Source organism: Pseudomonas vranovensis (assembly GCF_040438935.1).
Classification (GTDB): Bacteria; Pseudomonadota; Gammaproteobacteria; order Pseudomonadales; family Pseudomonadaceae; genus Aquipseudomonas; species Aquipseudomonas vranovensis.
In genome coordinates this window covers 5,210,791-5,235,199 of record NZ_CP159259.1, presented here as the reverse complement: position 1 = coordinate 5,235,199, position 24,409 = coordinate 5,210,791, and the positions used below count along the sequence as shown (strand labels likewise).

Below are 24,409 nucleotides of genomic sequence, written 5' to 3'. Positions count from 1 at the left end.
GCATGATCGTGGTAGACCGACTGAGCAAGCAGTTCAACGGCCAGACCGTGCTGAACGACATCAGCCTGAAGGTCGAGGCCGGCGAGGTGATCGCCATCATCGGCCCCAGCGGCTCGGGCAAGACCACCTTCCTGCGTTGCCTCAACTTGCTGGAAACCCCCAGCAGCGGCCGCATCCAGGTCGGCGATGTGCAGATCGATGCCAACCGCCCGCTCGGCCAGCAGCAAGGACTGATCCGCAAGCTGCGCCAGCAGGTAGGTTTCGTGTTCCAGAGCTTCAACCTGTTCCCGCACCGCACGGCACTGGAGAACGTCATCGAAGGGCCGCTGGTGGTCAAGAAGACCCCGCACGACAAGGCGGTGGCGCTGGGACGCAAGCTGCTCGCCAAGGTGGGCCTTGCCGGCAAGGAAGACGCCTACCCGCGCAAGCTTTCGGGTGGCCAGCAACAACGCGTAGCCATTGCCCGCGCGCTGGCCATGGAACCTGAAGTGATTCTGTTCGACGAACCCACCTCGGCACTGGACCCTGAGCTGGTTGGCGAGGTGCTGGCCACCATCCGCGGGCTTGCCGAAGAAAACCGCACGATGATCATCGTCACTCATGAAATGAGCTTTGCCCGCGACGTCGCCAACCGGGTGATCTTTTTCGACAAGGGTGTGATCGTCGAACAGGGTGAGGCCAAGGCACTGTTCGCCCACCCCCGTGAAGAGCGCACCCGCCAGTTCCTCGGCAAGTTTCTCGGCACCCAGAACACCGGTTACTGATTTCCCCGCCCCCATTGCTACCGCCCATCCCGCTGTTTGGGGCGGTAGCAACACTTCTATTAATATTCCTATAAGTTAGTTTATTTAATTTTTATACACGATTAGGGTATATAAACCGGACCACCGGACCAGCGCATTTTTCGTCGGCGCCCTCGCGTCGACCTTCTCAATACGTGAGGTAGGTATGGTCAGGAACACAATCACCCCAGTGCGTAACGCCAGGGCATTGAGTGCAGCCAAGGAGCAGTACTGATGTCCAGTCTGGCAACCACCAACGTCCACAGTGATCTGGACAACGCCCCCCTGCTGTTGCCAGCCAACGTGCTGCGCAGCGACACCGAGGCCCTGCAGGCCGCCCATGAGCTGGCCGAGATCGCCCGCAGCCAGGCTGCCCGTCGCGATCAGCAGCGCAAGCTGCCGTGGGCCGAAATCGAGCAGTTCACCCGCAGTGGCCTGGGCAGTATCTCCATTCCTCGCAGCCACGGCGGTGCACAGGTTTCGTTCGTCACCCTTGCCGAGGTGTTCCGCATCATCAGTGCCGCCGACCCGGCGCTGGGGCAGATTCCGCAAAACCAGTTCGGCATCCTGCAACTGCTCAAAGGCGCCGCCAGCGAACGGCAGAAAGACCTGCTGTTCAAGTCGGTGCTCGACGGCTGGCGCATCGGCAACGCCGGCCCCGAACGCGGCAGCAAGAACACCCTGGAACTCAAGGCGCGGATCACTCGCAAAGGCGAACACTCGGTGATCGATGGGCAGAAGTTCTATTCGACCGGCGCCCTGTTCGCCCATTGGGTGGCGGTCAAGGCGCTGAACGATGAGTGCCGTCCGGTGATGGCCTTCGTTCGCCGCGGCACCCCGGGGCTGCGCATCGTCGATGACTGGAGCGGCTTCGGCCAACGCACCACCGCCAGCGGCACAGTGCTGCTGGATCAGGTGCAGGTCGACAATGACCTGGTCGTGGATATCTGGCGCCAGAGCGAAGTGCCGAACATCCAGGGCGCTGTCTCGCAACTGATCCAGGCGGCCATCGACGCCGGCATTGCCGAAGCGGCCGTGGCCGATGCCATCGCTTTTGTCCGCGAGCGGGCCCGGCCCTGGATCGATGCCAAGGTCGAGCGCGCCAGCGACGATCTCTACGTGATCGCCGACATCGGTCGCCTGCAGCTCGAACTGCACGCCGCCCAGGCCCTGTTGAGCAAGGCTGCGCGAACCCTCGATGAAGTCGACGCAGGCCCGGTGGATGCCGCGTCCGCAGCCCGTGCCTCGATTGCCGTGGCAGAAGCCAAGGTGCTGACCACCGAGATCGCCCTGCAAGCCAGCGAGAAGCTGTTCGAGCTTGCCGGCAGCCGCGCCACCCTCGCCGAGTTCAACCTCGACCGGCACTGGCGCAACGCCCGCGTGCACACCCTCCACGACCCGGTGCGCTGGAAATACCACGCCGTCGGCGCCTATCACCTCAACGGTACCTTGCCTGCCCGGCACGCCTGGATCTGACCAGACCACTGGAGCCCTGTTATGAGCCTTCTCCCCCAACCGCACGAAAACGTCGCGGTGATCCACACTGACGCCCAGGCGTTGGAGGTTGCCGAAAAGCTGGCCGGCCAACTACGCCGCGACAGCATCCTGCGCGACCGCGAGCGACGCCTGCCGCACCCTGAACTGGCGCTGTTTTCCCGCTCCGGCCTGTGGGCCATCAGCGTCCCCAAGGCCTTTGGCGGGGCCGGTGTTTCCAACGTCACCCTGGCCAAGGTCATCGCCCGCATTGCCCAGGCCGATGCCTCGCTGGGGCAGATTCCACAGAACCATTTCTACGCTCTGGAAGTGCTGCGCGTGAACGGCAGCGCTGCACAACAACAACGCCTCTATGCCGAGGTAATGGCCGGCCAGCGCTTTGGCAATGCCCTGGCCGAACTGGGCACCAAGACAGCCCACGACCGCACCACCGCCCTGAGCCGTGACGGCGATGCCTACCGCATCAACGGGCGCAAGTTCTACGCCACCGGCGCCCTCTACGCCCAGCGCATTCCCACCTCGGTGGTCGATGAGCGCGGCGTGCAGCAATTGGTGTTCGTGTCCGCCGAGAGTGCCGGGCTCAAAGTGATCGACGACTGGAGTGGCTTCGGCCAGCGCACCACCGGCAGCGGCTCGGTGGTGTTCGACAATGTCCCGGTGGCCGCCGACGATGTGGTGCCTTTCCAGAGCGCCTTCGAACGCCCGACTACGGTCGGCCCGCTGGCGCAGATCCTACATGCCGCTATCGACACGGGCATTGCCCGCGCCGCCTACGAGGACGCCCTGCAGTTCGTACGCACCCGTACCCGGCCCTGGATCGACTCCGGTATCGACAAAGCCTGCGAAGACCCATTGACCTTGAAGTCGTTCGGCCACTTGGCGATCCGCTTGCACGCCGCCGAGGCCTTGCTCGAACGCGCCGGCGAATGCCTCGACCGGGCCCAGTCTGAACCCGACGCCACGACCGTGGCCGCCGCCTCCATCGCTGTAGCCGAGGCCCGGGCGATCAGCACCGAAATTTCCCTGGCCGCCGGCAGCACCCTGTTCGAACTGGCCGGCAGCCAGGCCACCCTGGCCGAGCACGGCCTGGACCGCCACTGGCGCAACGCCCGCGTACATACCCTGCATGACCCGGTGCGCTGGAAGTACCACGCCATCGGCAACTACTACCTCAACGATGAAAACCCACCGCTGCGGGGGACCATCTGATGGCGAAGAAAAAGATCCTGCTCAACGCCTTCAACATGAACTGCATCGGGCACATCAACCATGGCCTGTGGACCCACCCTCGTGACACCTCAGCCCAGTACAAGACCCTCGAATACTGGACCGAGCTTGCACAACTGCTTGAGCGCGGCCTGTTCGACGGGCTGTTCATCGCTGACATCGTCGGGGTCTACGACGTGTACCAGAACGGGGTGGATGTACCGCTCAAGGAGTCGATCCAACTGCCGGTCAACGACCCGTTGCTGCTGGTCTCGGCCATGGCTGCCGTTACCCGTCACCTGGGCTTCGGCCTGACCGCCAACCTCACCTACGAGGCGCCCTACCTGTTCGCCCGCAAACTCTCGACCCTCGACCACCTGAGCCGAGGCCGGGTGGGCTGGAACATCGTCACCGGTTACCTGGACAGCGCCGCCCGTGCCATGGGCCTGGAGCGACAGACCGAGCATGACCGCCGCTACGACCAGGCCGATGAATACATGCAGGTGCTGTACAAGCTGCTCGAAGGCAGCTGGGAAGACGGTGCCGTACTCAACGACCGCCAGCAGCGGATCTACGCTCGGCCCGACAAAGTCCACAAGGTGCGGCACCAGGGTGAGTTCTACCGGGTCGAGGGCTATCACCTGTGCGAGCCCTCACCACAACGCACGCCGGTGCTGTTCCAGGCCGGCAGCTCCGAGCGCGGCCTGAGTTTTGCCGGCAACCATGCCGAGTGCGTGTTCATCAGCGGCCAGACCAAGCAAGCGACCCGTGCCCAGGTCGACAAGGTACGCGCCGCTGCCGTGGCCGCAGGGCGAGACCCGCACGCGATCAAGGTGTTCATGGGCCTGACCGTGATCGTCGCGCGCACCGAGGAACAAGCCAGCGCCAAGCACGCCGAGTACCTGCGCCATGCCAGCCCGGAAGCGGGTGTCGCGCACTTTTCCAGTTCCACCGGCATCGACTTTTCCGCCTATGCACTGGACGAGCCGATCCAGTACGTCAAAAGCAACGCGATCCAGTCGGCGACCAAAACCCTACAGAACAACGACTGGACCCGCCGCAAGCTGCTGGACCAGCACGCCCTGGGCGGTCGCTACATCACCCTGGTGGGCTCGCCGACCCAGGTTGCCGACGCACTGGAAAGCTGGATCGCCGAAACCGGCCTGGACGGCTTCAACCTGACCCGCACCGTCACCCCGGAAAGCTACGTCGACTTCATCGACCTGGTAATCCCGGAGCTGCAACGTCGCGGCTCCTACAAGACCGCGTACGAACCCGGCAGCCTGCGCGAAAAACTCTTCGCCAGCCGACAACCCCACCTGCCCGCCGACCATCCCGGCGCCAGCTATCGCCACACCACCCCGACCGGAGCGCCACAACATGCTTAAGACATTCCTCGCCCGCCCCGTCGCGGCACTGGCCCTGACCCTTGGCCTGTTCAACACGGCCCAGGCCGCCGACGAGCCCTTGAAAGTCGGCACCACGGCTGCCTTTTCCATCCCGCTGGAGGCCGCCGTCGACGAGGCGAAAAAACAGGGCCTGAAGGTGGAACTGATAGAGTTCAGCGACTGGATCGCGCCGAACGTCAGCCTGGTCAGTGGCGACATCGACGTGAACTATTTCCAACACATCCCCTTCCTGGAAAACGCCAAGGCCGCCGCCGGCTTTGACCTTGTGCCCTACGCGCCGGGGATCATCAACAACGTCGGCCTCTACTCGAAAAAGTACCAACGCTTCGACGCGTTGCCCCAGGGGGCCAGCGTGGCTATCGCCAACGACCCGATCAACAGCGGCCGCGGCTTGCAGCTGCTGGCCAAGGCAGGCTTGATCACCCTCAAGCCGGGCGTCGGCTACAAGGCCACCGAGGAAGACATCATCGCCAACCCCAAACAGTTGAAGATCCTCCAGGTTGAAGCGGTGCAACTGGTACGTGCCTACGACGATGCCGATCTGGTTCAGGGATACCCGGCCTACATCCGCCTGGCCAAGACCTTCGATGCCACCTCGGCGCTGCTGTTCGACGGCCTGGACCACAAGGAATACGTGATCCAGTTCGTGATCCGTCCGCAAACCAAGGATGATCCGCGCCTGGCCAAGTTCATCGACATCTACCAGCACTCGCCGGCGGTTCGTGCCGCGCTGGAAAAGGCCCACGGCACGCTCTACCAGCCCGGCTGGGAGAGCTGAGATGAGCGCTGCCACCGCCCCGTTTGCACAACAGAGACAAACTTTCGAGCCGTTGCAAAACGCTCAGCAACGGGCCTTGCGCCCGGAACTGGGCAACGCCCACGTGCGCTTTCTCGGCCTGGGCAAGACCTATCCCGGCCAATCCGCCCCGGCACTGGAAGGCATCGACCTGAACATCCAGCGCGGCGAAATCTTCGGCATCATCGGCCGCAGCGGTGCGGGCAAGTCGTCGCTGATCCGCACCATCAACCGCCTTGAACAACCGAGCACCGGCCGCGTGCTGATCGATCAGGTAGACATCGGCGAGTTCGATGAGGACCGCCTGGTACGCCTGCGCCGGCGAATCGGCATGATCTTCCAGCACTTCAACCTGATGTCGGCCAAGACGGTGTGGCAGAACGTCGAACTGCCGCTCAAGGTGGCGGGCGTCGCAAAAACCGAGCGTCAGCACAAGGTCGCCGAGCTGCTTGAGCTGGTAGGCCTTGAGGAAAAGCATCACGTCTACCCCGCGCAGTTGTCCGGTGGCCAGAAGCAACGCGTCGGCATTGCCCGCGCACTGGTACATGATCCGGACATTCTCCTGTGTGATGAAGCCACCTCGGCACTCGACCCGGAAACCACAGCATCGATCCTTGAGCTGCTGCGCGACATCAACCAGCGCCTGGGGCTGACCATCGTCCTGATTACCCACGAGATGGCAGTGATCCGCGACATCTGCCAGCGGGTGGTGGTGCTCGAACGCGGGCGCATCGTCGAACAGGGGGCGGTGTGGCAAGTGTTTGGCAATCCGCAGCATGAGGTCAGCAAGACCCTGCTCGCGCCTTTGCAACCGGCATTGCCAGCGACCCTGCAAGCGCGCCTGCAGGTACATGCCGCCAGTACTGAGTCGGCGCTGGTGCTGAATCTTAAGGTCAGTGGCAGCGAACGCCAGGCGCCGGAGCTATCCACCCTATTCCATCACCTGGGGGGTCGCATCAGCCTGCTGCAAGGCGGCATAGATCCTATCCAGGGCCGCCCGCAGGGGCAGTTGGTAGTGTCGGTGGCGAACTCCCCGCACAGCCATGAACAGGTCATCGAACGCGCCCGAGCATGGGCCACGCAGGTGGAGGTATTGGGGTATGTGGACTGATCGACTGATCCAGGGCGTGCTCGACACCCTGTTGATGGTAGGCGTGTCATCGCTGATCGCCTTGCTGGCCGGCATACCGCTGGCAGTGATCCTGGTGACCAGCGGCAAGGGTGGCATCTTCGAAGCGCCCACCTTGAACCGGGTGCTGGGAGCGTTCGTCAATGTGTTCCGCTCGATTCCGTTCCTGATCCTGATGGTCGCGCTGATCCCCTTCACCCGCCTGATCGTCGGCACTACGTATGGCGTCTGGGCGGCAGTAGTGCCGCTGACCATCGCAGCCACTCCATTCTTTGCCCGCATCGCCGAAGTCAGCCTCCGCGAGGTCGACCACGGCCTGATCGAAGCGGCCCAGGCCATGGGCTGCCGGCGTTGGCACATCGTCTGGCACGTGCTGCTGCCCGAGGCTCTGTCGGGCATTGTCGGCGGCTTTACCATCACCCTGGTGACCATGATCAACTCCTCGGCCATGGCCGGCGCGATTGGTGCTGGTGGGCTGGGCGACATCGCCTACCGCTACGGCTACCAGCGATTCGACAGCCAGATCATGCTGACCGTGATCGTCATGCTGGTGGCGTTGGTCGCGTTGATCCAGCTGGGCGGGGATCGCTTGGCCAGGGGCTTGAACAAGCGCTGAAAGCATCGCGGGGCAAGCCAGCTACCGCAGGAACGGCAGTGCGACTTGCCCCGCAAGCAAACCCTCAAGCCTCCTGCGGCTCGCGGATCTTGTACCAGGCCACATACAGCGCCGGCAGGAACAGCAAGGTCAGCAAGGTAGCAACGATGATCCCGCCGATCATGGCGTAGGCCATCGGGCCCCAGAATACTTCCCGTGCAATCGGGATCATCCCCAGGCTTGCCGCCGCTGCCGTCAGCAGGATCGGCCGTCGTCGGTGGTTGGTGGCCTGCAGCACCGCCGCCCAGGGCGAGAAGCCCTGGGCTTCGTACTCGTCGATCTGGGTTACCAGGATCACCGAGTTGCGGATGATGATGCCGATCAGCGCCAAGATCCCGAGGATCGCCACAAAGCCCATGGGCGTCCCTGTCGGCACCAGCGCCAGCACCACCCCGATCAACCCCAGCGGCGCCACGCTGACCACCAGGAACAGCTTCTGCACGCTCTGCAGCTGGATCATCAGGAAGGTGCCCATCATGAACAGCATCAGCGGGATGACTTTGGCAATCGGGCCCTGGGCCTTGCCGCTTTCCTCCACGGTACCGCCGGTTTCCACGTAGTAGCCCACCGGCAGCTTGCTGGCGAAGGCGTCGATCTGCGGCTTGAGCTCGGCCACCAGGTCTGTCGGCTGGATCTCACCGCGCACCGAGGCCTTGATGGTGATGGTCGGCTTGCGATCGCGACGCCACACCAGCGGTTGTTCAAGCTCGTAGCGCACGGTGGCGAACGCCAGCAGCGGAATCGAAGTGCCATTGGGGGTGACGATCTGCAGGTTCTGCAGGGTCTGTGGTGAACCACGCTCGGCGTCTTCGGCACGGGCAACCACGTCGATCAAGTAGATGTTGTCGTTGACCTCGGTGATCGGTGCGCCGGTGACGATGCTGTTCATGACCTGGGCGACATCCTCGGACGACAGCCCAAGCTGACGCGCCTTGTCCTGGGCAATCTCGACCCGCAGCACCTTGCCCGGCTCGTTCCAGTCGTAAATCATCTCGCCGATGTGTTCGTTGCGGTCAAGCAGCGATGCCAGGGCAATGGCGTGCTTGCGCACTTCGTCGATCTCCTTGCCACTGACTCGGTACTGGATAGGCCGCCCTACCGGCGGGCCCATTTCCAGCGACTGGACGTTGGTGCCGATGCCCACGAAGTCTTCACGCAGGCGATCTTTCAAGCGTTTCATCAACCCTTCGCGCTCTTCGAAGCCCTTGCTGACAATCACCAGCTGGGCGTAGTAGGGGTTCTGCAGTTGCTGGTCCAGCGGCAGATAGAAACGAATCGCGCCCTGCCCGATGTAGGTACTCCAGCGCACGATGTCCGGGTCACCTTTGAGCGTCGCTTCGAGCTTGTCGACCGCCTTGCGGGTTTCTTCGATCGAGGCGTTCTGCGGCAGGTTGAGGTCGACCAGAATCTCCGGACGATCCGATGCCGGGAAGAACTGGTTCTGCACGAAGCGCATGCAGAACACCGCCAGCACGAACAGCAGCACCGTACCGATGATGGTCAGCCAGCGATTGCGCATGCACCACAGCAGGCTGCCTTCGAACGCCTTGCCGACCCGTCCGGGTTCTTCACTGTGCGGCTTCACCTTGGTGCTGAGGATGTGTACGCCCAGCACCGGGGCAAACAGCACGGCCACCACCCAGGACACCAGCAGCGCAGCGGCGATCACCGCAAACAGGGTGTAGGTGTACTCGCCCGCGGAACTGCCGTTCAGGCCGATCGGGACAAAGCCCGCCACCGTCACCAGGGTGCCGGTAAGCATCGGAAAGGCCGTCGAGGTGTAGGCGAAGGTTGCCGCCTGCTCCTTGGTCTCGCCCATTTCCAGGCGCGTGACCATTACCTCCACGGTGATCATCGCATCGTCCACCAGCAGGCCCAGGGCAATGATCAAGGCACCCAGCGAGATCCGCTGCATGGTGATGCCGCTGTACTCCATGAAGATGAACACCATGGCCAGCACCAGCGGAATCGAGCAGGCCACCACCAACCCGGCACGTACTCCGAGGCTGATGAAGCTCACCACCAGTACGATGATGACCGCCTCGAACAGCGCGCTGGTGAACCCGCCCACGGCTTCTTCGACCACCACCGCCTGGTCGGATACCGTGTGTACGCCAACGCCCACTGGCAATTCGGCGGTGACGCTTTCCATTTTCTTGTGCAGGTTGGCACCGAAGACCTGAATGTTGCCGCCGGCTTTCATACCGATGGCAAGGCCGATGGCGGTCTGGCCGTTGAAGCGGAACATGGGCGCCGGTGGATCGACATAGCCACGCTCGATCTCGGCGATGTCGGCCAGGCGGAAGAAGCGGTCATTGATTCGCAGGTTGACCGCCTCGAGGTCTTTCTCGGAGGCGAACTGGCCAGTGGTACGCACCGAAATCCGCTCGGGCCCGGCTTCGATGACCCCGGCAGGGGTCACCGCGTTCTGGGCCTGCAAGGCCTGCAGCACCTGACGCTGGTCGATACCGAAGGACGCCAGTTTGCGCGTGGAGAAGTTCAGGTACAGCACTTCATCCTGGGTGCCGATCATCTCCACCTTGCCCAGGTTGGGCACCTCGCGGATCTCGGCACGCACCTGCTCGACGTAGTCGCGCAACTGTCGCATGCTCAGACCGTCGGCGGTAAAGGCATAGATCGAGCCGAATACATCACCGAACTCATCGTTGAACGCCGGCCCCTGGATGCCCTGGGGGAACTGGCCGCGGATGTCCTGGATCTTCTTGCGCACCTGGTACCAGATCTGCGGAATGTCCTCGGCCTTGGTGGTGTCGCGCAAGTTGACGTAGACCGTCGATTCACCCGGGCGGGTGTAGCTCTTCACATAGTCGAGCGAATCCAGTTCTTCGAGCTTTTTCTCGATGCGGTCAGTGACCTGGTAGAGGGTTTCGTCCTGGGTCGCACCCGGCCAGCGGGTCTGGATAACCATGGTCTTGATGGTGAACGAGGGGTCTTCTTCTCGCCCCAGGTTCATGTAGGAGAACACGCCCATCAGCAAGCCGACGAACATCAGGTACCAGACAAAGGATTGGTGCTTCAGCGCCCACTCCGAGAGGTTGAAGCTTCCTTTCATTGCGCGTCTTCCTCGTCGACGATGACCTTCTGGCCTGGTTTGAGACTGTTAACACCTGCGGTCACCACACGCTCCCCGGCTTGAACGCCGGAGGCCAGTACCACCGTGCCGGGTGTGCGTTCAAGCAACTTCACCTCACGGGTGGACACGGTTTTTTGCTGCGGGTCGACGATCCAGACTCGGGTCTGCCCATCGCTTTCCAGCAGGGCCGATGCCGGCAGCTCGCTGCGTGGCGACACGGCAGAGCTCAAGGTGACACTGATCGAGGTACCCAGGCGGAATGCATTTGGCGTATTGGCCAGGGTAAGCCGGGCGCGCCGGGTACGGGTGGCAGCGTCAGCCTGGGGCTCGAGTTCACGCAGAGTGGCACTGGTGTTGATGCTCGGGTCCAGCTGCGAGGCCACCACGAATTTCAGATCCGGGGTCAGTTGCTCGGCCAGATAGGTGGGCAGGTCAATGACCGCTTCCTTGATTTCCGGCCGCGCCAGGGTGACCACCGCCTGACCGGCACTGACGGTCTGCCCGGCCTCGGCCTGCCAGTTGGTGACGACGGCAGCATGATCGGTGCGCAGCTCGCTGTAACTGAGCTGGTCGCGGGCCTGATCGACGGCAGCCCGGGCCTGCTCCAGCGAAGCACCGGTGGTTTTCAGGTCGGTCTGGGCAATGTCCAGCTGTGCCTGCGCACCCACGCCCCGGTCGAACAACTGCTGCTGGCGGCGGGCATTGGCCTGGGCGTTTATCCACAGGGCCTGCACCTTGGCCAGGTCGCCTTCGGCTGCACGCAACTGGTTGCGTTGATCGGTGGGGTCGAGGCTGGCGAGCACATCACCCGGCTTGACCTGACTGCCGACATCCACCCAGCGTCGAGCAATGCGCCCCCCCACGCGAAAACCCAGGGTGCTTTCATAGCGCGCCTGGATAGTGCCGGCAAAACGCCCCAGGCTTGCCTGCACCTGGGGCTGAACAATCATCGACAGCACCGGCCGTACCGGCTCAGGGGCTGCGGCTTCTTTGCCACAGCCAGCGAGCAACAGCACAGCACCGCCTACAACAAGGGTCATGGCCTTCATTGCACCACCCCGATGTCCTTGAGCGGTGCGATTTCCACCTCCATGCCTGGATTGAGTAACTGACCTCCTGCCACTACCACGGTTTCACCTTCCTTGAGGCCTTCGCCCACCACAATCTTGCCCGTGAGGTATCGCGTGACCTTGACCTTCTGCAGGCTGACCTTGTTGCCCTCGCCGACCAACCACACCGCTGGTTCATGCAGGTCCTTGGTCAAGGCTGACCAGGGCAGCTCGATACTGGGCTTGCCCTGGACATTGCCGGTGGCGGTGACCGGCGAGCCAAGCTCCATGCCCGCCGGCACATTCTGCAGCGCTACCTTCACTTGCACCGTGCCGCTTTGCGACGAGACCGTCGGGGTGACTTCACGCACACGGCCCTGGGCCTGGATTTTCGGGTTGTCCACCAGGCTCACGGTAATCGGGTCGTCGGTCGCCGGTGCCAACAACAAGGCTTCATAGACGTTGAACACCGCATCGCGGTCGCCATCGCGGGCCAGGCCGAAGATCGGCACCGTCGCCTGCACCACCTGGCCAACCTCAGCCTGGCGATCGGTGATGACCCCATCCGCCTCGGCCACCAGCGCGGTGTAGCTCAGTTGTTCGCGGGCATTGGCCAACTGCGCCTGGGCCGCCTTCAGGGCACTCTGATTGCTGAGCAATTGGGCCTGGGCCGAGTCGTACTCGCTCTGGCTGGTATAGCCCTTGGGCAGCAACTTTTGCTGACGGACAAACGCGGCGCTCGATTGCGTCACCCGCGCCTGTGCGGCGAACACTTCGGCCTTGGCCGAGTCGACGTTGGCCTGCAGATCCTTGGGATCGAGCCTGGCCAGTACCTGGTTGGCTTTGACGTGGTCGCCGACGTCGACGCTGCGGGAAATGATCTTGCCGCCCACGCGGAAAGAGAGATCGGTCTGCACCCGCGCCTGAACGTCGCCGGTCAAGGTCACGGACGCAGCGAAATCACCGGGTTCTACACGTTGTACGCCGACTCTGGGCATTTCGGCTTCAGCGGCTTTTTTCTCACCGCACCCACCCAGCACGAGCAATGTTCCCAGGCTGACGATCAATACAGGACGCAACACCGTCATGCAGGCTCCTTGCATGTGCCAATTCGATATAGAGATGCGAGTGTTAGCGTAGATCAGGGTTCCATCTGCCGCTCGCGACAAACGCAATTCATTCAAGCTTTTAGAATGGGCGATACTGACGACCCAATGCCCGCGCAAGGACGCTGTGATGCTCACCACCCTGGCCGTCGCCAATTACCGCTCGATCAATCACCTGGTGCTGCCACTGGCGCGCCTGAACGTGATCACCGGCCCCAACGGCAGCGGCAAATCCAACTTGTACAAGGCCCTGCGCCTGTTGGCTGAAACCGCCCAGGGCGGTGTAGTCAATGCGCTGGCCGGCGAAGGTGGCCTGGAGTCGACGTTCTGGGCCGGCCCCGAGCGCATCAGCCGGCGCATGAGCCGTGGCGAGGTGGCCGTCGAAGGCGGCCCCCGCCAGGACGTCAAGCGCTTGCGCCTGGGTTTTGCCAGTGAAGACTTCGGTTATGCCATCGGCCTGGGCCTGCCGGCCTCCAGTGGCCACTTCATGCTGCCTGGACACAGCACCCCGATTGCTTCGCGCTTTACCCTCGACCCGCAGATCAAGCGTGAATGCATCTGGGCCGGGCCGGTGTACCGCCCGGCCAGCCTGCTGGTGGACCGTCAGGGTGCGATGATCCGTGCCCGCGAAGGGCGCCAGTGGGACGTGCTGGCGCAGCACACGCCAGACTTCGACAGCCTGTATGACCAGGTCGGCAACCTGCGCTCTTCGCCGGAGGTAGTCCACCTGCGCGAACGGATTCGCGGCTGGCGCTTCTACGATCACTTTCGCACCGACCGCGATGCACCGGCGCGTCGTCCGCAACTGGGTACCCGTACCCCGGTGCTGCACCATGACGGCCGCGACCTGGCTGCAGCCCTGCAGACCATCATCGAGATCGGTGATGCACAGGCATTGTGGGCGACCTTGAGCGATGCCTTTCCCGGCTCGCACCTGACCATCGATGCAGTGCCCGGCGGGTTGTTCAACCTGCAGTTCCACCAGGAAGGCCTGCTGCGACCGTTGTCGGCGGCGGAACTGTCGGACGGAACATTGCGCTTCCTGCTGCTGGTAGCGGCGCTTCTCAGCCCTCGGGCGCCGACCATGATGGTACTCAACGAGCCAGAGACCAGCCTGCACCCGGATTTGCTGCCGGCATTGGCACGTTTGATCATTCGTGCCACCGAGCATTGCCAGGTGTGGGTGGTTTCGCACGCACGGCGATTGGTGGCCGCGCTTGAACAGGATGCGACCTGCAACTCGATTGTGCTGGAGAAAGAATTGGGACAGACCCGGGTGGCGGGTCAGGGGATGCTGGATGAGCCGGCCTGGCACTGGCCGGATTGAACGTTATCGCGGGGCAGGCCCGCTCCTGCAGTAGGAGCGGACTTGCCCCGCGATCCATCACGCCGAAACAGGCGCCGGCGCGCGACGCACGTCCGGCTGTTTCCACGAGTCGGCAGCGCTTTCTTCGATGGCTTGCTGGATCGCCCGGCGGCGACGCTCTTCAGCGCGACGGCTGAAGTACCAGACCATGAAGGTCACCAGCGACACCGACAGCAGGATCAGGCTGGCCACGGCGTTGATTTCCGGCTTCACGCCCAGACGCACGGCAGAGAAGACTTCCATCGGCAAGGTGGTCGAGCCTGGGCCCGACACGAAGCTGGCCAGTACCAGGTCGTCCAGCGACAAGGCAAAGGACATCATGCCGCCCGCCGCCAGCGAAGGCGCGATCATCGGGATGGTGATCAGGAAGAACACCTTCCACGGTTTTGCACCCAGGTCCATGGCCGCCTCTTCGATGGACAGGTCCAGTTCACGCAGGCGGGCCGACACCACTACCGCCACATACGCAGCGCAGAACGTGGTGTGGGCGATCCAGATGGTGACAATGCCACGCTCCTGCGGCCAGCCGATCATCTGCGCCATGGCCACGAACAGCAGCAACAGCGACAGACCGGTGATCACCTCGGGCATTACCAGCGGCGCGGTGACCAGGCCACCGAACAGGGTACGGCCCTTGAAGCGGGTCACCCGGGTCAGCACGAAGGCTGCCAGGGTGCCCAGCGCCACGGCGGCGATCGCGGTGTAGCAGGCGATCTCCAGCGAGCGCATCACCGAGCCCATCAGCTGGCTGTTGTCGAGCAGGCCGACGTACCACTTCACCGACCAGCCGCCCCACACCGTTACCAGCTTGGAGGCGTTGAACGAGTAGATCACCAGAATCAGCATGGGCAGGTAGATGAACAGCAAGCCCACGACCAACATCAGTTTGGAGAAACTGAAACGCTTCATGCCCTGCCCTCCATCTCTTTGGCCTGACTACGGTTGAAGAGCAGGATCGGCACGATCAGGATCGCCAGCATCACTACCGCCAGGGCAGACGCCACCGGCCAGTCGCGGTTGTTGAAGAACTCTTGCCACAACACTTTACCGATCATCAGGGTTTCCGGGCCGCCGAGCAGCTCAGGAATGACGAACTCGCCCACCACCGGAATGAACACCAGCATGCAGCCGGCGATGATGCCGTTCTTCGACAGCGGCACGGTGATTTTCCAGAAGCTGTTGAAGGTGCTCGACCCCAGGTCCGATGCCGCCTCGAGTAGGCTCTGGTCGTGTTTGACCAGGTTGGCGTAGAGCGGCAGGATCATAAACGGCAGGTACGAATAGACCACGCCGATATACACCGCAAGGTTGGTGTTGAGGATCTGCAGTGGCTGGTCGATCAGCCCCAGCCACATCAGGAAGGCATTGAGCAGCCCGTTGTTGCTGAGGATACCCATCCAGGCATAAACGCGGATCAGGATCGCGGTCCAGGTCGGCATCATGATCAGCAGCAACAGGACCGTCTGGGTTTCCTTGCGCGCATTGGCAATGGCATAGGCCATCGGGTAGCCGATCAGCAGGCACAGCAGCGTGCTGACGAAGGCCATCTTCAACGAGCCCAGGTAGGCCGAAATGTACAGTTCATCCTCGGTCAACAGGCCGTAGTTGGCCAGGTTGAGCACCAGTTGGACCTTGTCTTCGACGTAGCTGTAGATCTCGGTGTACGGCGGAATCGCCACGTCCGCTTCAGCGAAGCTGATTTTCAGGACGATGAAGAACGGCAGCATGAAGAACAGGAACAGCCAGATGAATGGCACCCCGATCACCACATGGCGACCTTCGGGTTTTATTCGATTGAATGCTCGCTTGAGCTTGCGCATGTTCATGACCGCAGTACCACGCCGCTGTCGTCTTCCCACCAGACGTAGACCTGGTCATCCCAGGTAGGTCGGGTGCCCTGGCGCTCGGCGTTGGCGACGAACGACTGGACGATCTTCCCGCCAGGCAATTCGACGTAGAACACCGAGTGACCGCCCAGGTAGGCAATGTCGTGGACCTTGCCGCGCGACCAGTTGTGCTCGCAGGTCGGTTGCTGGGTGGTGACCAGCAGTTTTTCCGGACGCAGGGCATAGGTGATGCGTTTGTCTTCGACCGAGGTGGTGACACCGTGGCCGACGTAGATCTTGCGCTCCAGCTCAGGGCTGGCAATCACCGCGTGGCCCTCGGCGTCTTCGACTACTTCCCCGTCGAACAGGTTGACGTTGCCGATGAACTCGCAGACCAGTCGGCTGGTCGGGGTTTCGTAGATGTCGATCGGGCTGCCGATCTGGGCAATCCAGCCCAGGTGCATGATGGCGATGCGCTGGGCCATGGTCATGGCCTCTTCCTGGTCGTGGGTCACCATGACGCAGGTCACGCCAACGCGCTCGATGATTTCCACCAGTTCCAGCTGCATTTGCGAACGCAGTTTTTTGTCCAGTGCGCCCATCGGCTCGTCGAGCAACAGCAGTTTCGGGCGTTTGGCCAGGGAGCGGGCCAGAGCCACACGCTGACGCTGGCCACCCGAGAGCTGGTGCGGCTTGCGCTTGGCGTACTGGGTCATATGCACAAGCTTGAGCATCTCGCCGACACGGGCGTCGATCTCGGCCTTGGGCATGCGGTCCTGCTGCAGGCCGAAGGCGATGTTCTGCGCCACGGTCATGTGCGGGAACAGCGCATAGGACTGGAACATCATATTGATCGGCCGCTCGTAGGGCGGCATATCGGTGATGTCTACGCCATCGAGGAAGATCCGGCCTTCGGTCGGACGCTCGAAACCGGCGAGCATGCGCAGCAACGTGGATTTACCAGAACCGGAACCGCCCAGCAGGGCGAAGATCTCGCCCTTCTTGATTTCCAGGGACACATCGTCCACGGCGACCGTTTCGTCGAACTTTTTTGTAACCCGATCGATTTTGACCAGCACCTGTTTAGGTTGCTGATCGCCCTCGAGGGCTTTCTTATAGGCACCGGAGGCAACTGCCATGTGTGGAACTCCCAACAAGATTTTTTGCGTCCGCCCCTGCCGTGACGGACCCTGGATATTTACTTGCCCGACTTGACCTTGGTCCAGCTACGGGTCATCAAACGTTGCACTTTGGGCGGTAGCTCAGAGTTGACGTACAACTTGTCCAGCACTTCTTGCGGTGGGTAAACCGCTGCGTCGGTTCGTACGCTCTGGTCCATCAGATCGCCAGCCTTGAGGTTCGGGTTGGCATAACCGACGTAATCGCTGACCTGGGCAATGACCTCAGGCTGCAGCAAATAGTTGATGAAGGCGTGGGCCTCTTTGACATTGGTGGAGTCCTTGGGGATCGCCAGCATGTCGAACCAGAGGTTTCCGCCCTCCTTGGGAATTACATACGCCACGTCCACTCCCTTGCCGGCTTCTTCGGCGCGGGACTTGGCCTGGAACACATCGCCGGAGAAGCCGGCGGCCACGCAGATGTCGCCGTTGGCCAGGTCGGAGATGTATTTGGAGGAGTGGAAGTAGGTCACGTAGGGACGCACGGCCAGGAGCTTTTTCTCGGCGTCGGCGTAGTCCTTGGGGTTGGTGCTGTTGGGGTCGCGCCCCATGTAGTTGAGTACTGCCGGCAGCATCTCGTCAGCCGAGTCGAGGAAGGCGACACCGCACTTGGAGAGCTTCTTGATGTTTTCCGGTTCGAACAGCATGGCCCAGGAGTCGATCTTGTCGGTTCCCAGCGCGGCCTTGACCTTCTCGACGTTATAGCCGATGCCATTGGTGCCCCACAGGTAAGGCACGGCGTACTGGTTGCCCGGATCGTTCTTTTCCAGGCGCTTCAGTAGCGCAGGGTCCAGGTTCGAGTAGTTCGGCAGCAACGACTTGTCGAGTTTCTGGAACGCGCCCGCCTTGATCTGCTTGCCGAGAAAATGGTTGGACGGCACTACCACGTCATAGCCGGTGCGACCGGCCAGCAACTTGCCTTCCAGGGTTTCGTTGGAATCGAAGACATCCTGCACCGGTTTGATCCCGGTGGCTTTCTCGAAGTCTGCGAGCGTGGTCTCACCGATATAGTCCGACCAGTTATAAATGTGCACCGTGGGCGCCGCTTGGACGCTGAATGCCAGCGTCAGACCCGCTCCAGCCAGCATGGCCTTGCGAAATACAGAAATAGACAAGTGGGAGGTCCTCACAATAGTGCCAGTGGCAAACGACAGAAACACCTGCCGTAAACGCAAACCGGCGCGCAACTTACCTTCGATGCACTCTTGTCGCAAAAAAAATTTACCTGCTGAAGCCACTGGACGTGATTGACACCACGCCCAGTGGTAACGCGTGCTTACTTGCCCGATTTGATCTTGGTCCAGCTGCGAGTGATTTCGCGCTGGGCCTTGGCACCCGGGTCAGCAATTGCATACAGCTGTTTCTTCACATCGGCCGGTGGGTAGATGCTTGGATCGCCCGAGATGTCTTTGTCCACCAGCGGGGTAGCCGCCTTGTTGCCGTTCGGGAAGCGCACGGCATTGGTGATCTCGGCCATGACTTCCGGCTGCATCAGGAAGTCCATGAACTTGTAGGCGGCGTCGACGTTGGCGGCATCCTTGGGAATGGCAACCATGTCGTAGAAAGTACCCGCGCCTTCTTTCGGAATGATGTAGTCCAGCTTGACCTTGTCACCGGCCTCGTGGGCACGGGCCTTGGACTGCTCCAGGTCACCCGAGTAGCCCACGGCCACGCAGATGTTGCCGTTGGCCAGGTCCGAGATGTACTTGGAAGAGTGGAAGTAGGCGATCGACGGACGCACTTTCAGGAACAGCTCTTCTGCGGCCTTGAGGTCAGCTTTGTCGGTGCTGTTGGTGGGTTTGCCGAGGTAGTGCAGCGCCGCCGGGATCATCTCGGTCGGAGCGTCGAGGAAGCTTACGCCGCAGCTCTTGAGCTTCTCGATGTTTTCCGGCTTGAACACCACATCCCAGGAGTCGATCTTGTCGACGCCCAGTGCAGCCTTGACCTTCTCCGGGTTGTAACCGATACCGATGGAGCCCCACATGTAGGGGAACGCATATTTGTTGCCCGGGTCGCTGGCATCACCAACGGCCTTGAGCAGGTCTTCGTCGAGGTTCTTCCAGTTCGGCAACTTGGAACGGTCCAGTTCCTGATAAACGCCCGCCTTGATTTGCTTGGCCAGGAAGTTGTTGGACGGTACGACCACGTCGTAACCGGACTTGCCCGCCAGCAACTTGGCTTCCAGGGTTTCGTTGCTGTCGAAGACGTCATAGACAACCTTGATACCCGACTGCTTTTCGAACTTGGCGACGGTATCCGGTGCGATGTAATCGGACCAGTTGTATACGTGCAGCACTTTGTCATCCGCCTGAACAGCACTGGCCATGGCGCCCATCAGGGACACAGCCAACAACGTCTTGCCCAATTTCTTCATGCGTAATGCTCCAGAATTTTTTGTTAAGCCATCTGTTCAGCGGCCGGCTCTCTACGGCGCAAGCACTGGGCGACTGAAACAGTCGCTAGTCTGGCAAGTTCCAAGGCGCTCTTTCAACAAAAGCGCGCCTTGAATCACGATGATGCCATTACGCTAGCCTAGCACTTGGCTATTTCAGCGCTTCGAGCGTCAAGTCCAGGCATTTGCGTGCCTTTTCAACCAACTCGTCGATCTCTTCATGGCTGATGACCAGCGGTGGTGCAATGATCATGGTGTCGCCCACGGCGCGCATGATCAAACCGTTGTCGAAGCAGTGCTGGCGGCAGATCATGCCGGCGCCCTGGCCTTCATAACGGGTGCGGGTTGCCTTGTCCTTGACCAGTTCGATTGCACCGAGCATGCCCAGGCCGCGCACTTCACCCACCAACGGGTGATCGTTCAGCTCGCGCAGACGTTTTTGCAAATACGGTGCCGTTTCCTCCTGCACGCGCTCGATAATTTTCTCGTCGCGCAGGATTCGCAGGTTTTCCAGGCCCACCGCAGCCGCCACCGGGTGACCGGAGTAAGTGAAGCCGTGGTTGAAGTCGCCACCTTCGGAGAGCACCTTGGCCACTTCGTCACGCACGATCACACCACCCATGGGGATGTAACCGGAGGTCAGGCCCTTGGCGATGGTCATCAGGTCAGGCTTGAGGTCGTAATAATCGGAGCCGAACCACTCGCCGGTGCGACCGAAGCCGCAGATCACTTCGTCGGCAATGAACAGGATGTCGTACTTGGCCAGGATCTCCTTGATCTTCGGCCAGTAGGTGTCTGGCGGAATGATCACCCCGCCCGCGCCCTGGATCGGCTCGGCGATAAAGGCGGCGACGTTGTCTTCACCGACTTCGAGGATTTTCTTTTCCAGTTGCTCGGCTGCCCACACACCGAACTCGTCCGGGGTCATGTCGCCGCCTTCACCGAACCAGTAAGGCTGCGGGATATGCTCGATGCCCGGCAGCGTGCCGCCCTGAGCATGCATGCCGCTCATGCCACCCAGGGCAGCGCCGGCCACGGTGGAACCGTGATAACCGTTGATACGGCCGATGATTACCTGCTTTTGCGGCTTGCCCTTGAGCGCCCAGTAATGGCGGACCATGCGCAGGTTGGTGTCGTTGCCTTCGGAGCCGGAGCCGGTGAAGAACACATGGGTCATGCCTTTTGGCGCCACGGCGGAAACGGCCTTGGCCAGTTCCAGTGCCGGCGGGTGAGCGGTCTGGAAAAACAGGTTGTAGTACGGCAGCTCGCGCATCTGCTTGGCAGCGACTTCCACCAGCTCTTCACGGCCGTAGCCAACGGCCACACACCACAGGCCCGCCATGCCGTCGAGGATTTTGTTACCCTCGCTGTCCCACAAGTGAACACCTTCAGCTTTTGTGATGATGCGCGGCCCCTTCTCTTTCAATTGTTTGTAGTCACTGAAAGGCGCCAGGTGATGATCACGGCTCAGGTCTTGCCACTCGCGGGTTTGCGGGTTGTTGACACTCATGTGCTTCTCCGTTTTCTGACGGCCGCGGTCCTGCGGCTCCGGGTTGATCAGACCGCAAACAGCAGGAACTCACGTTCCCAGGAGCTGATTACGCGTTTGAAGTTTTCATGTTCGGCGCGCTTGGTGGCGACGTAGCCGGTGATGAATTTCTTGCCCAGGTACGGCTCCAGGGCCTGGCAGTTTTCCATCCGCTCCAGCGCATCCTCGATGGTCAGCGGCAGGCGCAGGTTGCGCCGCTCGTAACCACGGCCTTGCACTGGCGCACTAGGCTTGATGCCTTCGACCATGCCGATGTAGCCGCACAACAAACTGGCGGCGATTGCCAGGTACGGGTTGGCGTCAGCGCCAGGCAAGCGGTTTTCCACGCGGCGGTTCTGCGGGCCGGGCATCCGGTACGCGCAGGCCCACGGTACGGTTCTCCTCGCCCCACTCGACGTTTACCGGCGCCGAGGTGTCGGGCAGGAAGCGGCGGAAGGAGTTGACGTTCGGGGCGAAGAGCGGCAGTACCACCGGGATGAACTTCTGCAGACCACCGACGTGATTGAGGAACAGCTCGCTCATGCGGCCATCTTCATCGGAGAAGATGTTCTTGCCGGTATGTACGTCGATGATGCTCTGGTGCAAGTGCATGGCACTGCCAGGCTCGCCGGTCATGGGCTTGGCCATGAAGGTGGCGGCGACGTTGTGCTTGAGCGCCGCTTCACGCATGGTCCGCTTGAACACCAGGATCTGGTCGGCCAGGGCCAGGGCGTTGCCGTGACGGAAGTTGATTTCCATCTGCGCAGTGCCGTCTTCGTGGATCAGCGTGTCAAGGTCCAGGTTCTGCAGCTCGCACCAGTCGTAGACATCCTCGAACAGCGGGTCGAATTCGTTGGCGGCTTCAATGGAGAACGACTGGCGGCCGGTTTCCGGCCGGCCGGAACGACCGATTGGCGGCTGCAGCGGGAAGTCCGGGTCTTCGCAGCGTTTGGTCAGGTAGAACTCCATCTCCGGCGCCACGATCGGCTGCCAGCCTTTGTCGGCATAGAGCTTGAGTACCTTCTTGAGGACGTTGCGCGGCGACAGCTCGACCGGGTTGCCCTGCTTGTCGTAGGTGTCATGGATCACCTGGGCCGTAGGCTCGATGGCCCAGGGCACGAGAAACACCGCGTTCTCGTCAGGGCGGCAGATCATGTCGATGTCCGCCGGGTCCAGCAGCTCGTAATAGATGTCATCGTCGACATAGTCGCCGGTAACCGTCTGCAGCAAGACACTCTCGGGCAAGCGCATGCCTTTTTCGGCGATGAACTTGTTGGTTGGAGAAATCTTGCCACGGGTGATCCCGGTGAGGTCGCTGATCAAGCACTCCACTTCGGTGATCTTGTGTTCTTTCAACCAATCGGTGAGCTGGTCGAGGTTGTTACTCATAAATACCTCAGGAGGTAAATGTCTGGACAGTCGTCAGGACACCCGGAGTGGGCCGTCCCAGACATTCTGGATGCCCCTCGGAGCTAAAGCAAAAGCCAGACGCAGGGAGACCGCGACGGGTATTACCCGCAAGGCTGATGAGCCCGCTATAGTGAAGGCAGAGGTCGTTTGAAGAGGCGTGGACAACGAGCAGGACGCTCAAGCCGTCAATTATTTCAGCCGGGGCGCACGCCGCTGGCGCATGGCGTTGGCCACTCGCGAGGAATGCGTGCAAACCAATCTGCGAACGGCAGACGGTGATGCCAGTTGTCGGCAAACGTGACATGTAACCCCCGGTATTATTGATGTTATGGGTTGCCACCGAGCTTAGCGTTGTTCATTTTTTTACACAACACCCCCGTAAAAAATAGAACACGGCACGCTCAAAACAGCCGATACCGTACGAAAGGAGTCCTTGCTCATGCCCTCTATTGCAGCAAAAATGCCGCTGCGAGGCCATTTTAGGGCATCATGGGGTTGGCTTGACTTCAGCATGGCTTTCGGATTGACTGAACCTGCAAGCCCCCATTGATTGATATTTTTAACAACAAAGGTGTTGCATCATGTCGGTACCCCCGCGTGCCGTTCAGCTTAACGAAGCGAACGCGTTCCTTAAGGAACATCCTGAGGTTCTCTACGTTGACCTTCTGATTGCAGATATGAATGGTGTGGTGCGTGGCAAGCGCATCGAGCGCACCAGCCTCCACAAGGTTTACGAGAAAGGCATCAACCTGCCGGCCTCCCTCTTCGCATTGGATATCAACGGCTCCACGGTCGAAAGCACCGGCCTGGGCCTGGACATCGGCGATGCCGACCGCATCTGCTATCCAATCCCGGACACCCTGTCCAACGAACCCTGGCAGAAGCGCCCAACCGCGCAACTGCTGATGACCATGCACGAACTCGAAGGCGAGCCGTTCTTTGCCGACCCGCGGGAAGTCCTGCGCCAGGTCGTGAGCAAGTTCGACGAGATGGGCCTGACCATTTGCGCCGCGTTCGAGCTGGAGTTCTACCTGATCGACCAGGAGAACGTGAACGGTCGCCCACAGCCACCGCGCTCGCCCATCTCCGGCAAACGCCCGATGTCGACCCAGGTTTACCTGATCGACGATCTGGACGAATACGTCGACTGCCTGCAGGACATCCTCGAAGGCGCCAAGGAACAGGGCATCCCTGCCGACGCCATCGTCAAGGAAAGCGCTCCGGCGCAGTTCGAAGTCAACCTGCACCACGTTGCCGACCCGATGAAGGCCTGCGACTACGCGGTATTGCTCAAGCGCCTGATCAAGAACATCGCCTACGACCATGAGATGGACACCACCTTCATGGCCAAGCCCTATCCGGGCCAGGCGGGTAATGGTCTGCATGTCCATATTTCGGTGCTGGACAAAGATGGCAAGAACATCTTCACCAGCGAGGATCCCGAGCAGAACGCCGCACTGCGTCACGCGATCGGCGGTGTGCTCGAGACCCTACCGGCGTCGATGGCGTTCCTGTGCCCGAACGTCAACTCGTACCGCCGTTTCGGTGCCCAGTTCTACGTACCGAACTCGCCAAGCTGGGGCCTGGACAACCGTACCGTTGCCCTGCGCGTTCCAACCGGCACGCCAGACGCCGTGCGCATCGAACACCGGGTTGCCGGCGCCGATGCCAACCCGTACCTGCTGATGGCGGCCGTGCTGGCCGGTGTCCACCATGGCCTGACCAACAAGGTCGAGCCGGGTGCGCCGACCGAAGGCAACTCCTACGAGCAGAACGAGCAGAGCCTGCCGAACAACCTGCGCGATGCACTGCGCGAGCTGGACGACAGCGAGATCCTGGCCAAGTACATCGATCCGAAGTACATCGATATCTTCGTGGCCTGCAAGGAAAGTGAGCTGGAGGAGTTCGAACACTCCATCTCCGACCTTGAGTACAACTGGTATCTGCATACCGTATGAATGCAATCGCGGGGCCAGCCCACTCCTACTG

At 61.5% G+C, this 24,409-nt stretch carries 18 protein-coding genes and 1 pseudogene; 9 read left to right on the top strand and 10 right to left on the bottom strand.

Annotated elements, in window-relative coordinates:
- Nucleotides 1-2 precede the first annotated feature (2 nt).
- The 7 genes from tcyN to ABVN19_RS24145 all read left to right on the top strand — a co-directional run bounded on the left by tcyN (nucleotide 3) and on the right by ABVN19_RS24145 (nucleotide 7,432).
- Complete coding sequence (gene tcyN / locus ABVN19_RS24175; RefSeq protein WP_028942333.1) at nucleotides 3-764, top strand: L-cystine ABC transporter ATP-binding protein TcyN; 762 nt, start codon at nucleotides 3-5, stop codon at nucleotides 762-764.
- Nucleotides 765-1,016: 252 nt separating this feature from the next.
- Nucleotides 1,017-2,258 carry an SfnB family sulfur acquisition oxidoreductase gene (locus ABVN19_RS24170; protein WP_028942334.1) on the top strand — a complete coding sequence of 414 codons (1,242 nt, stop codon included), beginning with the start codon at nucleotides 1,017-1,019 and terminating at the stop codon, nucleotides 2,256-2,258.
- Nucleotides 2,259-2,279: 21 nt separating this feature from the next.
- Nucleotides 2,280-3,485: an SfnB family sulfur acquisition oxidoreductase gene (locus ABVN19_RS24165; RefSeq protein ID WP_105641408.1), complete on the top strand. Its 1,206-nt coding sequence runs from the start codon at nucleotides 2,280-2,282 to the stop codon at nucleotides 3,483-3,485.
- Nucleotides 3,485-4,870: an LLM class flavin-dependent oxidoreductase gene (locus tag ABVN19_RS24160; protein WP_028942336.1), complete on the top strand. Its 1,386-nt coding sequence runs from the start codon at nucleotides 3,485-3,487 to the stop codon at nucleotides 4,868-4,870. The genes ABVN19_RS24165 and ABVN19_RS24160 overlap by 1 nt, the downstream gene beginning before the upstream one ends.
- Nucleotides 4,863-5,669: a MetQ/NlpA family ABC transporter substrate-binding protein gene (locus ABVN19_RS24155; RefSeq protein WP_105641407.1), complete on the top strand. Its 807-nt coding sequence runs from the start codon at nucleotides 4,863-4,865 to the stop codon at nucleotides 5,667-5,669. Before ABVN19_RS24160 ends, ABVN19_RS24155 begins: the two co-directional genes overlap by 8 nt.
- A 1-nt stretch (nucleotide 5,670) precedes the next feature.
- Nucleotides 5,671-6,798 carry a methionine ABC transporter ATP-binding protein gene (locus ABVN19_RS24150; RefSeq protein WP_105641406.1) on the top strand — a complete coding sequence of 376 codons (1,128 nt, stop codon included), beginning with the start codon at nucleotides 5,671-5,673 and terminating at the stop codon, nucleotides 6,796-6,798.
- The gene (locus ABVN19_RS24145; protein WP_105641405.1) at nucleotides 6,788-7,432 is read left to right on the top strand and encodes a methionine ABC transporter permease; all 645 of its coding nucleotides are present in this window, start codon (nucleotides 6,788-6,790) and stop codon (nucleotides 7,430-7,432) included. The genes ABVN19_RS24150 and ABVN19_RS24145 overlap by 11 nt, the downstream gene beginning before the upstream one ends.
- Nucleotides 7,433-7,496: 64 nt before the next feature.
- Here ABVN19_RS24145 and ABVN19_RS24140 read toward each other — a convergent pair whose 3' ends face one another.
- From ABVN19_RS24140 to ABVN19_RS24130, 3 genes are read right to left on the bottom strand one after another with little or no spacing between them, the layout of a single operon-like run.
- Entirely contained in the window at nucleotides 7,497-10,544 is a 3,048-nt protein-coding gene (locus ABVN19_RS24140; protein ID WP_028942340.1) for an efflux RND transporter permease subunit, read from the bottom strand.
- Nucleotides 10,541-11,614 carry an efflux RND transporter periplasmic adaptor subunit gene (locus ABVN19_RS24135; RefSeq protein ID WP_028942341.1) on the bottom strand — a complete coding sequence of 358 codons (1,074 nt, stop codon included), beginning with the start codon at nucleotides 11,612-11,614 and terminating at the stop codon, nucleotides 10,541-10,543. The genes ABVN19_RS24140 and ABVN19_RS24135 overlap by 4 nt, the downstream gene beginning before the upstream one ends.
- The gene (locus ABVN19_RS24130; RefSeq protein WP_036989502.1) at nucleotides 11,611-12,702 is read right to left on the bottom strand and encodes an efflux RND transporter periplasmic adaptor subunit; all 1,092 of its coding nucleotides are present in this window, start codon (nucleotides 12,700-12,702) and stop codon (nucleotides 11,611-11,613) included. The genes ABVN19_RS24135 and ABVN19_RS24130 overlap by 4 nt, the downstream gene beginning before the upstream one ends.
- A gap of 148 nt (nucleotides 12,703-12,850) precedes the next feature.
- On the opposite strand from ABVN19_RS24130, the gene ABVN19_RS24125 reads away from it, so the two are divergent.
- Complete coding sequence (locus tag ABVN19_RS24125) at nucleotides 12,851-14,047, top strand: AAA family ATPase (protein WP_105641404.1); 1,197 nt, start codon at nucleotides 12,851-12,853, stop codon at nucleotides 14,045-14,047.
- A 57-nt stretch (nucleotides 14,048-14,104) separates the two neighbouring features.
- Here the strand turns inward: ABVN19_RS24125 and ABVN19_RS24120 are convergent, their stop codons facing one another.
- From ABVN19_RS24120 to ABVN19_RS24090, 7 genes and pseudogenes are all read right to left on the bottom strand, one after another.
- Nucleotides 14,105-14,995 carry an ABC transporter permease subunit gene (locus ABVN19_RS24120; RefSeq protein WP_028942343.1) on the bottom strand — a complete coding sequence of 297 codons (891 nt, stop codon included), beginning with the start codon at nucleotides 14,993-14,995 and terminating at the stop codon, nucleotides 14,105-14,107.
- On the bottom strand, nucleotides 14,992-15,912 hold the full coding sequence (locus tag ABVN19_RS24115; RefSeq protein WP_028942344.1) for an ABC transporter permease subunit: 921 nt from the start codon (nucleotides 15,910-15,912) through the stop codon (nucleotides 14,992-14,994). Before ABVN19_RS24115 ends, ABVN19_RS24120 begins: the two co-directional genes overlap by 4 nt.
- A complete protein-coding gene (potA, locus tag ABVN19_RS24110) occupies nucleotides 15,909-17,051 on the bottom strand; it encodes a polyamine ABC transporter ATP-binding protein (protein ID WP_028942345.1) in 1,143 nt (380 codons plus the stop codon). The genes ABVN19_RS24115 and potA overlap by 4 nt, the downstream gene beginning before the upstream one ends.
- A 59-nt stretch (nucleotides 17,052-17,110) precedes the next feature.
- Nucleotides 17,111-18,205: a polyamine ABC transporter substrate-binding protein gene (locus ABVN19_RS24105; protein WP_028942346.1), complete on the bottom strand. Its 1,095-nt coding sequence runs from the start codon at nucleotides 18,203-18,205 to the stop codon at nucleotides 17,111-17,113.
- 161 nt (nucleotides 18,206-18,366) lie between these two features.
- The gene (locus ABVN19_RS24100) at nucleotides 18,367-19,464 is read right to left on the bottom strand and encodes a polyamine ABC transporter substrate-binding protein (RefSeq protein WP_028942347.1); all 1,098 of its coding nucleotides are present in this window, start codon (nucleotides 19,462-19,464) and stop codon (nucleotides 18,367-18,369) included.
- Between the two features lie 169 nt (nucleotides 19,465-19,633).
- A complete protein-coding gene (locus ABVN19_RS24095) occupies nucleotides 19,634-20,992 on the bottom strand; it encodes an aspartate aminotransferase family protein (protein WP_105641403.1) in 1,359 nt (452 codons plus the stop codon).
- Nucleotides 20,993-21,039: 47 nt separating this feature from the next.
- Nucleotides 21,040-22,399: pseudogene (locus ABVN19_RS24090) on the bottom strand (glutamine synthetase family protein).
- 602 nt (nucleotides 22,400-23,001) lie between these two features.
- On the opposite strand from ABVN19_RS24090, the gene ABVN19_RS24085 reads away from it, so the two are divergent.
- Nucleotides 23,002-24,378, top strand: coding sequence for a glutamine synthetase family protein (locus ABVN19_RS24085; RefSeq protein ID WP_028942350.1), 1,377 nt, complete (start codon nucleotides 23,002-23,004; stop codon nucleotides 24,376-24,378).
- Nucleotides 24,379-24,409 lie beyond the last annotated feature (31 nt).

Excerpts from the sequence above, each read along its gene's own strand:
- potA (WP_028942345.1), bottom strand. The coding sequence starts at position 17,051 with ATGGCAGTTGCCTCCGGTGCCTATAAGAAAGCCCTCGAGGGCGATCAG.
- ABVN19_RS24125 (WP_105641404.1), top strand. The coding sequence starts at position 12,851 with ATGCTCACCACCCTGGCCGTCGCCAATTACCGCTCGATCAATCACCTG.
- ABVN19_RS24150 (WP_105641406.1), top strand. The coding sequence starts at position 5,671 with ATGAGCGCTGCCACCGCCCCGTTTGCACAACAGAGACAAACTTTCGAG.
- ABVN19_RS24140 (WP_028942340.1), bottom strand. The coding sequence starts at position 10,544 with ATGAAAGGAAGCTTCAACCTCTCGGAGTGGGCGCTGAAGCACCAATCC.
- ABVN19_RS24170 (WP_028942334.1), top strand. The coding sequence starts at position 1,017 with ATGTCCAGTCTGGCAACCACCAACGTCCACAGTGATCTGGACAACGCC.
- tcyN (WP_028942333.1), top strand. The coding sequence starts at position 3 with ATGATCGTGGTAGACCGACTGAGCAAGCAGTTCAACGGCCAGACCGTG.
- ABVN19_RS24085 (WP_028942350.1), top strand. The coding sequence starts at position 23,002 with ATGTCGGTACCCCCGCGTGCCGTTCAGCTTAACGAAGCGAACGCGTTC.
- ABVN19_RS24130 (WP_036989502.1), bottom strand. The coding sequence starts at position 12,702 with ATGACGGTGTTGCGTCCTGTATTGATCGTCAGCCTGGGAACATTGCTC.
- ABVN19_RS24115 (WP_028942344.1), bottom strand. The coding sequence starts at position 15,912 with ATGAACATGCGCAAGCTCAAGCGAGCATTCAATCGAATAAAACCCGAA.
- ABVN19_RS24095 (WP_105641403.1), bottom strand. The coding sequence starts at position 20,992 with ATGAGTGTCAACAACCCGCAAACCCGCGAGTGGCAAGACCTGAGCCGT.
- ABVN19_RS24120 (WP_028942343.1), bottom strand. The coding sequence starts at position 14,995 with ATGAAGCGTTTCAGTTTCTCCAAACTGATGTTGGTCGTGGGCTTGCTG.
- ABVN19_RS24165 (WP_105641408.1), top strand. The coding sequence starts at position 2,280 with ATGAGCCTTCTCCCCCAACCGCACGAAAACGTCGCGGTGATCCACACT.
- ABVN19_RS24100 (WP_028942347.1), bottom strand. The coding sequence starts at position 19,464 with ATGAAGAAATTGGGCAAGACGTTGTTGGCTGTGTCCCTGATGGGCGCC.
- ABVN19_RS24155 (WP_105641407.1), top strand. The coding sequence starts at position 4,863 with ATGCTTAAGACATTCCTCGCCCGCCCCGTCGCGGCACTGGCCCTGACC.
- ABVN19_RS24135 (WP_028942341.1), bottom strand. The coding sequence starts at position 11,614 with ATGAAGGCCATGACCCTTGTTGTAGGCGGTGCTGTGCTGTTGCTCGCT.
- ABVN19_RS24145 (WP_105641405.1), top strand. The coding sequence starts at position 6,788 with ATGTGGACTGATCGACTGATCCAGGGCGTGCTCGACACCCTGTTGATG.
- ABVN19_RS24160 (WP_028942336.1), top strand. The coding sequence starts at position 3,485 with ATGGCGAAGAAAAAGATCCTGCTCAACGCCTTCAACATGAACTGCATC.